At 70.6% G+C, this 13,050-nt stretch carries 13 protein-coding genes; 3 read left to right on the top strand and 10 right to left on the bottom strand.

Annotated elements, in window-relative coordinates:
* Nucleotides 1-4 precede the first annotated feature (4 nt).
* Both ABZU43_RS14760 and ABZU43_RS14755 read left to right on the top strand, forming a co-directional pair.
* Nucleotides 5-814 (top strand): endonuclease/exonuclease/phosphatase family protein, encoded by an 810-nt coding sequence (locus ABZU43_RS14760; RefSeq protein ID WP_355007040.1) that lies wholly within the window; start codon nt 5-7, stop codon nt 812-814.
* 65 nt (nt 815-879) lie between these two features.
* Nucleotides 880-1,662 (top strand): hypothetical protein, encoded by a 783-nt coding sequence (locus tag ABZU43_RS14755; protein ID WP_355007039.1) that lies wholly within the window; start codon nt 880-882, stop codon nt 1,660-1,662.
* Between the two features lie 12 nt (nt 1,663-1,674).
* On the opposite strand, the gene ABZU43_RS14750 is transcribed toward ABZU43_RS14755, so the two are convergent.
* Genes ABZU43_RS14750 through ABZU43_RS14740 form a run of 3 tightly spaced genes read right to left on the bottom strand, consistent with a single transcriptional unit; the run spans nt 1,675 to nt 3,634 of the window.
* Nucleotides 1,675-1,803 carry a hypothetical protein gene (locus ABZU43_RS14750; protein ID WP_256443305.1) on the bottom strand — a complete coding sequence of 43 codons (129 nt, stop codon included), beginning with the start codon at nt 1,801-1,803 and terminating at the stop codon, nt 1,675-1,677.
* Nucleotides 1,800-2,675, bottom strand: coding sequence for an alpha/beta hydrolase (locus ABZU43_RS14745; RefSeq protein ID WP_355007038.1), 876 nt, complete (start codon nt 2,673-2,675; stop codon nt 1,800-1,802). Before ABZU43_RS14745 ends, ABZU43_RS14750 begins: the two co-directional genes overlap by 4 nt.
* Complete coding sequence (locus ABZU43_RS14740) at nt 2,672-3,634, bottom strand: TIGR03557 family F420-dependent LLM class oxidoreductase (RefSeq protein ID WP_355007037.1); 963 nt, start codon at nt 3,632-3,634, stop codon at nt 2,672-2,674. The genes ABZU43_RS14745 and ABZU43_RS14740 overlap by 4 nt, the downstream gene beginning before the upstream one ends.
* A gap of 374 nt (nt 3,635-4,008) precedes the next feature.
* On the opposite strand from ABZU43_RS14740, the gene ABZU43_RS14735 reads away from it, so the two are divergent.
* Nucleotides 4,009-5,370 carry a cellulase family glycosylhydrolase gene (locus ABZU43_RS14735; protein WP_355007036.1) on the top strand — a complete coding sequence of 454 codons (1,362 nt, stop codon included), beginning with the start codon at nt 4,009-4,011 and terminating at the stop codon, nt 5,368-5,370.
* A gap of 55 nt (nt 5,371-5,425) precedes the next feature.
* On the opposite strand, the gene ABZU43_RS14730 is transcribed toward ABZU43_RS14735, so the two are convergent.
* From ABZU43_RS14730 to ABZU43_RS14700, 7 genes are all read right to left on the bottom strand, one after another.
* The gene (locus ABZU43_RS14730; RefSeq protein ID WP_112585076.1) at nt 5,426-5,746 is read right to left on the bottom strand and encodes a multidrug efflux SMR transporter; all 321 of its coding nucleotides are present in this window, start codon (nt 5,744-5,746) and stop codon (nt 5,426-5,428) included.
* 46 nt (nt 5,747-5,792) lie between these two features.
* Complete coding sequence (locus tag ABZU43_RS14725) at nt 5,793-7,073, bottom strand: sigma-70 family RNA polymerase sigma factor (RefSeq protein ID WP_355007085.1); 1,281 nt, start codon at nt 7,071-7,073, stop codon at nt 5,793-5,795.
* Nucleotides 7,074-7,076: 3 nt separating this feature from the next.
* On the bottom strand, nt 7,077-7,478 hold the full coding sequence (locus ABZU43_RS14720; RefSeq protein ID WP_210786655.1) for a YciI family protein: 402 nt from the start codon (nt 7,476-7,478) through the stop codon (nt 7,077-7,079).
* A 94-nt stretch (nt 7,479-7,572) separates the two neighbouring features.
* Nucleotides 7,573-9,708, bottom strand: coding sequence for an alpha-galactosidase (locus ABZU43_RS14715; RefSeq protein WP_355007035.1), 2,136 nt, complete (start codon nt 9,706-9,708; stop codon nt 7,573-7,575).
* Nucleotides 9,705-10,619: a carbohydrate ABC transporter permease gene (locus ABZU43_RS14710; RefSeq protein WP_355007034.1), complete on the bottom strand. Its 915-nt coding sequence runs from the start codon at nt 10,617-10,619 to the stop codon at nt 9,705-9,707. Before ABZU43_RS14710 ends, ABZU43_RS14715 begins: the two co-directional genes overlap by 4 nt.
* On the bottom strand, nt 10,616-11,572 hold the full coding sequence (locus tag ABZU43_RS14705; protein ID WP_355007033.1) for a sugar ABC transporter permease: 957 nt from the start codon (nt 11,570-11,572) through the stop codon (nt 10,616-10,618). The genes ABZU43_RS14710 and ABZU43_RS14705 overlap by 4 nt, the downstream gene beginning before the upstream one ends.
* 21 nt (nt 11,573-11,593) lie before the next feature.
* Nucleotides 11,594-12,922: an ABC transporter substrate-binding protein gene (locus ABZU43_RS14700; RefSeq protein ID WP_355007032.1), complete on the bottom strand. Its 1,329-nt coding sequence runs from the start codon at nt 12,920-12,922 to the stop codon at nt 11,594-11,596.
* Nucleotides 12,923-13,050 lie beyond the last annotated feature (128 nt).

The following is a 13,050-nucleotide window of genomic DNA, read 5'->3' as shown; positions in this document are numbered from 1 at the left end:
CGTCGTGCTGCGGGTGATGACCTGGAACATCCGCACCGGCGGCCGGGACCGCGGCGGCCTCGACCGGCTGGATCAGGTGGTTCAGGTCATCGACGAGCAGGCACCGGACGTGCTGGCCCTGCAGGAGTTGCGAGGCTTCGACAGGGACGGGTTGATGGCCGGCGTGGCGGGCCGGGTGGGGATGGTTCCCCACCTGGCCCGGTCCTGCTTCGGGCAGCCGGTGGCGGTGCTGGTCCGGCCGCCGTACCGGGTCGTCGACGCGAGGCCGGTGCGTCGGCCGTTCCACCATGCCGCCGCCCGCGTCGTGGTGGCCACGTCGGCCGGCCCGTTCACTGTGCTGGGCACCCACCTCTACCCGTACTCCGGGGGTCGGCGGCGGATGGAGGTGGACTGGTTGATCGCCGCGATGCGCCGCGACCAGGGGCCGTTGACGTTGATCACCGGTGACCTCAACTCGCTCGATCCGACCGTCGACCACACCGACCGGCTGGCCGGTATGCCCACCCTCTACCGGCGGCGGCACCTGCGTCGCTCCGGCGACACGGTGGACACCCGGGCGGTCGCCCGGCTGCTCGCCGCCGGTCTCGTCGACCTCTGGCCGTCGGGCAACGCCGACGCGCCGGAGGCCGCCGGCTACACGGTGCCCACCGGGCTGGGTGGGGCAGAGTTCGCCGGGATGCGGTTGGACTACCTGCTCGGCAGTCCGGCGGTGGCGCAGCGGGTGCGCGACTGTCGGGTGATCCGCGACGGGGTGGCGGCCACCGCCTCGGACCACTTTCCGCTGCTCGCCACGCTGGAGCTGTCTCCCGGCTGACGCCGCCGTCGGCTCGCGCGGCCGGTGCCACCCAGGGCGTGGCGCCGGCCGATTACCGTGCCACCGTGACCGACCGCCGCACCCTCCGCTCGCCGTTGCCAGGTCCGCCGAACGATCACCGGGCCGCGCCGACGAGGGCTCGTCCGGCCGCCGACCCGCCGGTCTCGGGCAGGGCGCAGCCGGCCGCCGTCGCGCCTCCGCTCGTCGCGGCCGTCGCGCGCGGTGTGGCGCTGGTCGTGGTGCTGCCGGTACGCCTGCTCTGGGAGCTGATCGTGGCTGCCGGCCGACTGCTGCACCGGTACCTGCTCCGCCCGGCCGGCCGGTTCCTGCGCCGCTGGCTGCTGGCCCCCCTGGCCTGGCTGCTGCACCGGCTGGTCTGGCTTCCGCTGGTCTGGTGCGCCCGGCACCTGCTGTGGCTTCCGCTGGTGTGGGTCGTCCGCACGGTGATCTGGCCCGCGCTGGTCTGGTTGACCCGTCATGGGCTGCGTCCGGCCCTCGTGGTCCTGGGGCGCGTGCTGGTCTGGCTCGCCAGGTACCTGGTCCTGTGGCCGCTGCGATGGTTGGGCACGGTGCTCACGCCCGTCGGTCGGCTGGTCGTCGCCGCAGTGGTCGGTGCGTGGCGGACGGCCGGCCGGGTGCTGCGACTGCTCCACCGACTGCTGCTGCGCCCGCTGCTGTCCGGATTCCGGTGGGTCTGGTCGGTGACGGTCGTGCCGGTGGCGCGGGGCATCAGGGCGGTGTGGCGGGCCACCGTCGCGCCCGCGGCCCGCTGGGCCCGCCGTTCGGTGCTCGACCCGACCCGGCTTGCCGTCCGGGAGGTGCTCAACGCCCTGGGCCTGCGCCGTTGAGACGTACGGGGCTCAGAGCACCAGATTCAACAGGACGGTCAGCACCACCGACGCCACGATCGAGAAGAGGATCATCAGGAGGCAGCCGAGGCCACCGCCGAGCGGGCGGATCTCCGTGTTGCCGAAGCGCATGATGGTCACCTGTCCGTGAGTGCGGGATGAGGGGCGAGCAGGTGCCGGATCGCGTCAGCGACGGCAGTTGGAGCGGTCGTGACCACGTTGTGCGCGGCACCGGGAACGACCACCAGGGACGCCTGCGGCACCAGCCGTGTCGCCTCGTCCCGCCACCGTTGCGGTACGACCGTGTCGCGATCGCCGGCCACGACGACGGTCGGCGCGGTGACGCGGACGAGGTCCGCCTCGACGGCGTTGTGCACCGAGTGCGACAGCGTGGCGAGGACCCGCCAGGGCCGGGCGTTCCAGACGTCCCGCACCAGGATCGGGGCCTGGAGTGGCGCTTCGCGGAGGCTGTCCACCAGCCACCGACCGAACTGGCCCCGTCGGGTTCGGGCCGCCGGGTCGCTCGTCGGTCCCGCCAACGCCAGCGCGCGTACCGCGTCGGGGTGGCGCGCGGCGACCGCGGCGACCACCTCCGCGCCGAACGAGTGCCCCAGCAGACAGGCCGGAGGCAATTGGTACGCGGCCAGCCAGGCGGCCAGGTGCTCCGCGTGCCGGCGAACGTCGTACGCGTCCCGGGGGTGTTCGGTCAGCCCGAAGCCGGGCAGGTCCGGCACGTACACCTGATGGGTGGTGGAGAGCGCGACGGCCAGCGGGGTGAGATACCGGTGCGAGACGGCCAGGCCGTGCACCAGCACCACGGGTGGCGTGCCGGTCCCCGGGTCGGCGCTGCGGCGGGTGTGGGTGCGCAGTCCGTCGACGAGTCGCCACTCGCTGGTGAGTCCTGCGGCTGGCCGGGGCGCGGCCATGGCGAGCCGCAGCTCGGCCGGCCCGAACCGGCCGAGGGCGCTGCGGTGGGTCGACCCGGGCGGCCGGGGTGCCGCGCCTTGGCTCACAGTTCGCGCAACCGGGGCAGCAGCTGCTCCTGGGCCCAGTCCAGGAACATCGGCTGGGTCTCCCCACCCACCTGGATGATCGCCACGTGCGTGAAGCCGGCGTCGACGAACTTGCGGAACGCCTCGACGTGCGCGTCCACGTCCGGGCCGCAGGAGATGCCCTCGGCGACGTCCTCCTCGCGGACGAACTGGGTGGCGGCGGCGAACGACTCCGGGCCGGGCAGGTCGGCGTTGACCTTCCAACCCATTCCGAACCAGCGGAACTGGTCGTGCACGATCTTGCGGCACTCCGCCTCGTCGGGGCCGTAGCAGATGGCCACCTGGCCGTAGCGGGGCTGGCCGGCGCCCCCGGCGTCGTCGTACATCTCGATGATGTGCCGGTCGGGTTCGGTGGAGATGAGGCCGTTGCCGTACTCGGCGGCCAACGTCGCGGACTGTCGACCGGACGCGGCGACGGCCATCGGCACCGGCCGTTCCGGGCGGTCCCAGACGTAGGCGTCGGGCACGTCGAAGTGGTTGCCGGAGAAGGTCAGCGTCTCGCCGTTGAGCAACGGCCGGATGATCTGCAACGCCTCCTCGAACATCTCGTGCCGCTGCTGCACGTGCGGCCAGCCGCCGACCACGTGCTCGTTCAGGTTCTCCCCGGCACCCAGGCCGAGGGTGAACCGGCCGTCGGAGAGCGCGCCGATGGTGCTGGCCTTCTGCGCCACCACGGCCGGGTGGTAGCGGCGGATCGGGCAGGTCACGAATGACATCAGCTCCGCGCGGGAGGTGGCGTGGGCGACAGCGCCGAGCACCGACCAGGCGTACGGGGAGTGGCCCTGGGAGTCCAGCCACGGGTAGTAGTGGTCGGACACCACCAGTTGGTCGAAGCCAGCCGCCTCGGCCCGTACCGCATGGTCCACCAGCTGCTTGGGCCCGGCCTGCTCGCTCATCAGGGTGTAGCCGACGCTGACCATCCTGGTATCCCCTCTCACTGACGGATCGTTCCCGGGATACCCCGGTGCACGGCGGTCAACCCTCCCGTCCGGTTCGGTTGCCGCGATGCTTGACGGGAGCCGACCGCCTGCCTACCGTCGTTCTTAACCGGTTAAGACCCGGGTGTGGCGCACATCCTGTGGTGGGGATGACCGCCCCGTGACGGCCTGCGTCCGCGTGGGCCGTTGCGGCTGTCCGGGCTGCGGGCCCGTCAACTGAACCGGTTGCGAGGACCAATCCATCGTCCTACGCTGATGCCTGCGCCGGGAGCCGGGCGCGGCTGCCGGGCTGCAGCCGCCTTCCCCGTCACGTCCCCACCCCTGTCGGGCACCGGGGGTCCTCCCTGAGGAAGGCCATGAAGACTCGACTCTCCGCCGCCGGCGCGACACTGCTCGCGTTGCTCGTCACAGTGCTGGCGTTCGGCCAGCCGGCACACGCCGCGGCTGGGTTCTCCGTCGCTGGCGGCAAGTTGTACGACGCCAACGGCGCCGAATTCATCATGCGCGGCGTCAACCACGCGCACACCTGGTACCCGCAGCAGACCAGTTCGTTCGCCGACGTCAAGGCGCTCGGCGCGAACACCGTGCGGGTGGTGCTCTCCAGCGGCGACCGGTGGACCCGCAACACCAACGCCGATGTCGCAAACGTCATCTCGCTCTGCAAGGCCAACCGGCTGATCTGCGTGCTGGAGGTGCACGACACCACCGGGTACGGCGAGCAGAGCGGCGCGATCACCCTCGACCGCGCCGTCGACTACTGGCTCAGCCTCGCCGACGTCCTCGCCGGCCAGGAGAGGTACGTCATCGTCAACATCGGCAATGAGCCGTACGGCAACCAGAACTACGGCTCGTGGGCCACCGACAACGCCAACGCGATCAAGCGCCTGCGGGCCGGCGGGTTGACCCACACGATCATGGTGGACGCGCCGAACTGGGGGCAGGACTGGTCGTTCACCATGCGCGACAACGCCGCGTCGGTCTTCGCCGCCGACCCGGCCCGCAACACCGTGTTCTCCATCCACATGTACGGGGTCTTCGACACCGCTGCGGAGATCAGCGACTACCTGGGCCGCTTCCGCACCGCGGGGCTGCCCATCGTGGTCGGTGAGTTCGGCTTCAACCACTCCGACGGCAACCCGGACGAGGACGCCATCCTCGCGTACAGCCAGGCCAACGGGGTCGGCTGGCTGGGCTGGTCGTGGAGCGGCAACGGCGGCGGCGTCGAGTATCTCGACCTGGCCACCAACTTCAATCCGGCGAGCCTGACCGACTGGGGTCAGCGCCTCTTCAACGGGGTCAACGGCATCCGGCAGACCGCCCGCGAGGCCACCGTCTTCGGCGGCACCCCACCGCCGACGACGCCCCCGCCGACCACCCCACCCCCGACGACGCCCCCGCCGACCACGCCGCCCCCCAGCGGTGGCTGCACGGCGACGTACACGGTGACGACCCAGTGGCAGGGCGGCTTCCAGGGTGAGGTACGGGTGACCGCCGGCGCGAGGGCGATCACCGGCTGGACCGCCGGGTGGACCTTCGCCAACGGCCAGCGCGTCACCCAGTCCTGGAATGTGGCGCTCACCAGCAGCGGAACCACGGTGACCGCCCGCAACACGGACTACAACGGGCGACTGGCCGCCGGGGCCAGCGCCAGCTTCGGCTTCCTCGGCAGTTGGACCGGCACCAACAGCCTGCCGGCGGTGAGCTGCACGGCGAGCTGACCGTCGGACCGGTGGCCGGGTCCGCACCGGGCCCGGCCACCGGAAACCGTCCCGGTCAGTGCTCCCCGGCGAGGTTCACGATGACCACCCCGGCGATGATCAGTGCGATGCCGGTGAGCTTGGCGAGCCCCACCGACTCACCCAGGAAAACCGCCCCGATCGCCACGATGGCCGCAGTGCCCAGACCCGACCAGAGGGCGTACGCCACCCCGACGGGGATCTCCTTGACGGCCTGGGCCAGCAGGAGGAACGCCAGCGCGTAGCCGCCGAGGCACGCCACCGTCGGCCAGAGCCGACTGAACCCGGCGGTGCTCTTGATCAGGCTGGTCGCCACCACCTCGGCGAGAATGGCGATCCCCAGCAGCACGTACGCCATGCGTCCCCTCGGTCCTTCGTGATCGATGAGCCCATCGCCACCCAGGCTAGTGCCGGCGAGGTCCCCGCCCGGTGGCCCCGGGCTGGGCGGCCAGTCGGGCTGCTCGCATGGTCAGATAGAGCTGCTCGGGGCGGCTGCTCGTGCGGGCGGCGGCGATCCGATAGTCGGCGACCGCCCGGGCCTGGTCACCGGCCATCTCGTGCAGGTGGGCGCGGGCGGCGGCCAGCCGGTGGTGTCCGGCCAACTGCGGGTCGTCTGTCAATGCGTCGAGGGCAGCCAGGCCAGCGGCTGGTCCGTGCACCATGGCAGTTGCCACGGCCCGGTTGAGGGCCACCACAGGGCTGGCGGCCAAGCGTTCCAGCACCTCGTACAGCGCCAGGATCTGCGGCCAGTCGGTCTGCTCGGTGCTCGGCGCCTCGTCATGCAGGGCGGCGATGGCGGCCTGCACCTGGTACGGACCGACCGGCCCGCGCGGTAGGGCCCGGGTGACGAGTGCGACGCCTTCGGCGATCGCCGTCGCGTCCCATCGGCTGCGGTCCTGATCGGCCAGTGAGATCAGCTCGCCGGAGGGCCCGGTCCGCGCCGGTCCGCGGGCCTCGGTGAGCAGCATCAACGCCAGCAGCCCGGCTGATTCGCTGTCGTTCGGCAGCAGCTCGTGCAGCGCGCGGGTCAGCCGGATCGCCTCCGCCGCGAGGTCGACGCGACGCAGGTCCGGGCCGGTGGTGCTGGTGTGGCCCTCGGTGAAGACCAGGTAGAGCACCTGCCGTACGGCGACCAACCGGTCCGCCCGCTCGGCCGGCTCGGGCATCCGGAACGGTAGCCCGGATACCCGGATGCGGTGCTTGGCCCGGCTGATCCGCTGCGCCATCGTCGCCTCGGGCACCAGGAACGCGCGGGCGATCTCGGCGGTGCTCAACCCACCGACGGCGCGCAGGGTCAGCGCCACCGCCGACGTCGGCGCGAGCGCCGGGTGACAGCAGAGGAAGAGCAGCACCAGCGTGTCGTCCCGCTCGGCGGTCAATTCCTCGTCCGGGGCTGGCGCGTACCGCTGGTCGTCCGGATCCCGGCGGGCGACCAGGTCCTCCCGGCGGCGTCGGGCCTGCTCACCGCGGACCAGCTCGATCATCCGCCGGTAGCCGACCTGGATCAGCCAGCCGCGGGGGTTCGCCGGCAGTCCCTCGGTCGGCCACTGGGTCGCGGCGGCCAGCAGCGCCTCCTGCACCGCGTCCTCAGCGGTGGCGAAGTCACCGAAGCGGCGGCTGAGCACGCCGAGGACCTGCGGCGCCAACTCGCGCAGCAGGTCCTCGATGCGGGGATCGGTGTTCAGCCCTCACAGCTCCTGTGCCGGGGCGGACATCACCGGGTGCACCTCGATCGGCATGTTCAGCGGACGACCACCGGGGCCGGGCGCCGTGGAGATGTGCGCGGCCAACTCCACGGCCCGCTGCGGGCTCTCGCAGTCGACGATCCAGAAGCCGGCCAGGAACTCCTTGGTCTCGGCGAACGGCCCCTCGGTGACCACCGGTGCCCCGCCCTCACCGGCGCGGACGATCCGGGCCTGCTGCGGGCCGCCGAGACCCTGCCCGTCGACCCACTCACCGGCGGCGGTGAGCTTGGCGTTGACCTCGCCCATGAACGCGATGTGCGCCCGGACCTCGTCCTGCGTCCAGGTGTCGATGCTCGGGAAGTCGGTCCCGGCGGCGCTGAACTGCATCAGCAGCATGTACTTCATTGTTGGCTCCTCACGCCTGGGCACCGTCGTCGGTGCTCTCACCCTGAGGTAGAAGCCGGCCCCGCCGTTCTCGACACCCCGAGCAAAGAAATTTCTAGCCGACGGCGTCGACCTCCAGCACCAGGCTCTGCTCCGGGTGCAGGGCGGGCAGTTGCACACCCACCCGGGCCAGCGCCGCCCCGCTGAGAGTGAGGCCACCCGCCAGCCAGGTGGGCGGGGACAGGTGGATGCTCGCCGGGCCCGGTACGCCCGACACCTGTCGCACCCGGTACCGCCGGCCGGGGTCGAGGCCGGGCAGCCGCACGGCGCCGGGCACCTGCGTCACCGATGTGGTCAGCCGGGCCACCGCGTACACCGCTCGGGTGTTGTCGTGGGCGACCACGCCGTGCGCCCAGACGGCCGGATCCGGGTGGTCGACCCGGACCACCCGACCAGCGTGCAGCAGCGGGCGCAGCCGTTTGTGCAGCGCCACCCAGGCGGCCAGCTCGGTCTGCTCGGCAGCGCTGATCGAGGCGATGTCCCACTCGATGCCCTGGTGGCCGAAGAGCGCGGTCGCCGCCCGGAAACCCAGGTCGTGTACGCGGTTGGTGGTGTGTGAGCGTTCCGGGCCGATGTGGGTGCCGATCAGCTCCGGTGGCAGCAGCAGCCCCGTCCAGCGTTGGATGCTGAGCCGTTCCAGGGCGTCGTTGCAGTCGCTGGCCCAGACCCGGTCGGTACGCGCCAGGATGGCGAGGTCCACCCGGGCTCCGCCGGACGAGCAGCTCTCGATCTCGACGCCCGGGTGCCGATCGCGCAACTCGTCGAAGAGCCGGTAGACCGCCAGGGTCTGCCCGTGCACCCCGGGGAGGCCGTGGTGCCCGGCCTCGGTGAAGTCCCGGTTCTGGTCCCACTTGAGGTACCGGATGCCGGGGTGGTCGGTGAGCAGCGTGTCGAGACGTTCCAGCACGTAGTCGTACGCCTCGGGGCGACCCAGGTCGAGCACCTGCTGGTGACGCCAGGCCAGCGGCAGGCGCCCCGGCGCGGCGAGCACCCAGTCGGGGTGCGCGCGGAACAGGTCCGAGTCGGGGTTGACCATCTCCGGCTCGACCCAGAGGCCGAACTGGAGGCCCTGGCCGGTGACGTGCTCGATCAGCGGTTGCAGGCCGTCCGGCCAGACCCCCTCGTCGACGTACCAGTCGCCGAGCCCGGCGGTGTCGTCGCGCCGGCCGCGGAACCAACCGTCGTCGAGTACGAACCGCTCCACGCCGATCTGCGCGGCCCGGTCGGCGAGCGCCCGCAGCCGGTCCAGGTCGTGGTCGAAGTAGACCGCCTCCCAGACGTTGAGGGTCACCGGGCGGGGGGAGCGCGGGTGCCCGGGGCGGGCCCGGAGGTGGGTGTGCAGCACGTCGCTGAGCCCGTCCAGCCCGGCGTCGGACCAGACCGCGTAGAGCAGGGGAGTCTCGTACGACTCGCCAGGGCCGAGCCGGACCTCGCCGGGGGCCAGCAGCTCGCCGCCACCCACTGTGGACTCGCCGGTGGGCCGACGTTCGGCGAACGTGACGTGGTCGCCGCTCCAGGCGGTGTGCACCGCCCAGACCTCCCCATGGCCGAAGCCGAACCCGGCGGTCCCGGCCACCAGCAGCAGAGTGGCGTCGTGCCCGGTACGGCCGCGCCGGCCCTCGCGGACCCAGGTGCCGTGCTGCCACGGGTGCCGCTGCGGGGACCGTTCCCGACACCATCGGCCGGTCAGGTCGAGCAGCTCGGTGGCGACCGCCGGCACCGGCAGCACCGGCGTCAGCTCCCGCAGCTCGTACGCGCTGTCGCCGTCGTTGCGCAGCCGGTGCCGAACGGTCAGCAGGCCGTACGGGTCGAGCGTGATCTCGATGGTCAGGCTCAGCCCGGCGGCCGGGTCCGACGCCCGCACGGTCAGCAGCGCCCCGCCCGGCCCGGTGTCGTGCACGTCCAACTCGTCCAGTCGGAACGCGGTGGACCAGTCTCGTCCGTCGCGGTGCCCGGCCAGACCCGGTCGGCCGCTCCAGCCGGCGCTCGCCTCCGGCAGCAGGGACAGCACTGTCGGCTCGTCGAAGCTGCTCGGCACCACCGGCGGTACGGTCGCGTCGGTGAGCTGGCGCAGGCCGTCGTCGTCGAGGTCGCCAACGTCGCCGCCCCAGTGCACGACCCGGGGCAGCCCCGGGCCGCGCGCGTCGAGCACCAGGCTGGTCCGCGCGCGGCGCAGGTGCAGGATCGTCATCCTTTGGAGGCTCCCAAGGTCAGGCCCCGAACGAAGTGCCGCTGGAGCATAAAGAAGATCACCAGGGTGGGGATCGCGACGAGCACGCTGCCGGCCGAGACCAGGTTGTTGTCGGTGAAGAACTCACCGCGCAGGTTGTTGAGCGAGCTGGTCACCGGGAACTTGTCGCCGGTGCGCATGAGGACGGTGGCCCAGAAGAACTCGTTGTAGATCCAGGTCACCTCCAGCGTCGCCAGCGCGGCCAGGGCCGGCCGACACAGCGGCATGGTGACCTGCCAGTACTGTCGCCAGATGCTCGCCCCGTCGACCATCGCCGCCTCGTACAGGTCACGGGGCAGCGCCTTCATGTAGTTGCTGAGCACGAAGACACAGAAACCGCACTGGAAGGCCACGTTGATCAGGATCAGGCCCCAGTAGCTGTCGTAGAGCAGCTCCGAGTCGCTCATGAACTCCGGCAGCGGCACCTCGGTGAACAGCCGGAACAGCGGGATGAGCAGCGCCTGCTGGGGCAGCAGGTTGGCCGCGGTGAAGACCCCGAGCAGGACGAGGTTGAGCTTCCAACTGAACCGGGCGATGACGAACGCCACGCAGGACGCGAGGAAGAGAGTCAGCAGTACCGCCGGCACGGTGATGTAGACCGAGTTGAGGAAGTGCTGTCCGAACTCCGCCGTCCGCCAGGCGGTGACGTAGTTGTCGAAGGTCCAGCCGCCGAACGAGACGTAGCCGTTCGCGGCGGTGTAGTCGTACGAGCGCAGCGAGGTCAGCACCGCCCAGGCGATCGGGAAGAGCCAGGCCAGCGAGACGACGATGAGGAAACCGTGCAGCAGGATCCGTAACGGGGTCAGCTTGCGGCGGGGCGGCGGCGCGTCGGCCCCGCCCTCGGTACGCCGGGTGACGGTCGCGGTGCTCATTGCCGGTTCTCCCTCATCACGGTCGCCAGGTAGATGGTGATGAAGACCAGCGAGACGACCAGCATGATCGTTGCCAGTGCCGAGCCGAAGCCGATCCGGCTCGCCTCACCCACCACGTTCTGGGTGACCAGCGCGGAGATCAGCTCCAACCCGTTGCGGCCCTTGTTGACCACCCAGACCAGGTCGAACGCGCGCAGCGACTCGATCACGGTCACCACCAGCACGATGATGTTGATGGGCCGCATGACCGGGAACACGACGCGGAAGAACGTTCTGCGCTCCGAGGCGCCGTCGACCGCCGCGGCCTCGCGCAACGACGGATCGACGCCCTTCAGGCCGGCCAGGTAGAGCAGCATGATGTACCCGACGTGCCGCCACCCGGAGGCGACCATCACCGCCCAGATGTTGACGTTCGAGTCGCCGTACCAGTCGATGCTGCTGCCGAAGACGGCGTTGATCAGCCCCTGATCGCGGGAGTAGAGCAGCTGCCAGACGAAGCCGATCAGCGCCAGCGAGAGCACCACCGGCAGGTAGAGCGCTGTCTGGTAGAAGCGGCTGCCGCGCAGTTCCTTGTCCAGCAGCACGGCCAGGAACATGCCGAACGGGGTGGCGACCACGAACAGCGCCGCCAGCCAGAGCAGGTTGTGCTGGATCGCCGGCACGAACGGCGGGTAGATGTTCACCACGTCGCTGTAGTTGCGGGCGCCGACGAACTCGATCTCGTTGAGTGGGCCGATGCCGTCCCAGTTGGTGCCGGAGAGCAGCACTGTGGCTGCCGCCGGCAACCAGACGAACCCGGTGACGATCAGCAGCGGGACGAGCACCATCAGCGTGATGACCACGCGGTCGGTGCGGGACAGGAGCCGTAGCCGCCGGCGACGACCACCCGTGGAGGTGGTCGCGGCCGGCGGCGGCACGGCGTGATCCGCTTGGATCAGGGGCAGGTCGGACACGATGTCCTCCCCCTTCCGCCGTCAGTCAGTGAAGATCGACTTCTTCTGGTTCTCGATGGACGAGGTGAGCCCGCCGATGTCCTTGGGGTTCTTGATGAACTGCTGGAGCGCCGGGATGATCACCGTCGAGGCGAAGTCCGGCCGGGTGTCCCGGTCGAGGAACTGGGCGATCTCGGTGGCCGAGCCGACCAGCTCGGCGGCCTTCTTCTGCAGCGCGGTGTAGCCGCCGACCTCCGCGCCGCTGTTGGCGACGAGGACGGCCGGGTCGTTCTTGAGGTTGATGTCCGCGGCGGCCTTGCCACCCAGGTACTCCAGCAGCTTGCGCGCGTTGTCCTCGTTCTTGGGCTTGCGGGCCATCATGTAGCCGTCGATCGGGGCGTCCAGCGCCTTTGCGCCGATGGCCGGGTCGATCTCGGGGAAGGTGAAGAAGTCGAGGTCATCCTGCTCGTCGTTGCTGAACTGCTGACCGACGAAGAGACCGAGCAGGTACATGCCGCTCTTCTTCTGCTGCAGGGACTGCGCCGCCTCCTGCCAGGTGCGGCCGAGGCTGTCCGGCTGGTGCAGGGGAAGCAGGCCGGCCCAGGTGTCGAAGACCTTCTTGACCTTGTCGGACGTCCAGGCCTCCTTGCCGGCCATCAGGTCGATGTGGAACTGGTAGCCGTTGATGCGCAGGTTGAGGATGTCGAAGGTGCCCATCGCCGGCCAACCGTCCTTGTCGGCGAAGGCGATGGGGGTGAGGCCGTCCTTCTTCATCTGCGCGCCGAGCGCGGTGAACTGGTCCAGGGTGGTGGGCACCTGGTAGCCGCGCTGCTGCCACACCGACTTGCGGTAGAAGACCGCCCACGGGTAGTACGTCCCGGGTACGAAGTACTGTTTGCCGTCGTCGCCGGTGGATGCCTTCTTGAAGGCGTCGGAGTAGCCGGAGAGCTTGCTCCACACGTCACTGATGTCGCTGGCCAGGCCCTTCTGGGCGAAGAAGCGCATCCGGTAGCCGGCGAACCAGGTGAACACGTCGTCCGGCTTGCCCTGTAGGTAATTGTTGATGTTCTCCTGGAACGTGTTGTGGTCGACCGTATTGATCGCCACCTGCACCCCGGACGAGGTCTTGAACCCGTCGGTGACCTTGACGATCACGTCCTTCGGTTTCGGGTCGGACTGGTTCGAGCCGAGCGACACGTCCTTGCTGGACCCCCCGGAGCCGGAGTCGTCGCCGCAGCCGGCGAGCAGGCCGGTGCCGAGGAGCGCGCCCGTACCGGCCGCGCCGGCCAGCAACGATCGTCGGTTGATGCCGGCGACTGAGGGCGGTACGAGCCGAGCCAGGTACTCGGCTTGGGATTGGGGACGGGACATCTGTGCCTCCTGCGGATGAGAAGGAGCTACGCCCAAGGGCCTCAGGGGTGGTGAAGGCAGGTCGAGCATCGTGATCACAGACTGAGATCCACCGAGAATCCACATTGGCGAACACGATCGGCCATTGG

Source organism: Micromonospora sp. NPDC005205, assembly GCF_040608275.1.
GTDB lineage: Bacteria > Actinomycetota > Actinomycetes > Mycobacteriales > Micromonosporaceae > Micromonospora.
Note: the sequence above shows the minus strand (reverse complement) of the source record. Positions and strands in the feature narration are given on the sequence as shown.

Coding starts and splice junctions, on each gene's coding strand:
- ABZU43_RS14730 (WP_112585076.1), bottom strand. CDS start 5,746: ATGGCGTACGTGCTGCTGGGGATCGCCATTCTCGCCGAGGTGGTGGCG.
- ABZU43_RS14740 (WP_355007037.1), bottom strand. CDS start 3,634: ATGGTCAGCGTCGGCTACACCCTGATGAGCGAGCAGGCCGGGCCCAAG.
- ABZU43_RS14700 (WP_355007032.1), bottom strand. CDS start 12,922: ATGTCCCGTCCCCAATCCCAAGCCGAGTACCTGGCTCGGCTCGTACCG.
- ABZU43_RS14710 (WP_355007034.1), bottom strand. CDS start 10,619: ATGAGCACCGCGACCGTCACCCGGCGTACCGAGGGCGGGGCCGACGCG.
- ABZU43_RS14720 (WP_210786655.1), bottom strand. CDS start 7,478: ATGAAGTACATGCTGCTGATGCAGTTCAGCGCCGCCGGGACCGACTTC.
- ABZU43_RS14735 (WP_355007036.1), top strand. CDS start 4,009: ATGAAGACTCGACTCTCCGCCGCCGGCGCGACACTGCTCGCGTTGCTC.
- ABZU43_RS14715 (WP_355007035.1), bottom strand. CDS start 9,708: ATGACGATCCTGCACCTGCGCCGCGCGCGGACCAGCCTGGTGCTCGAC.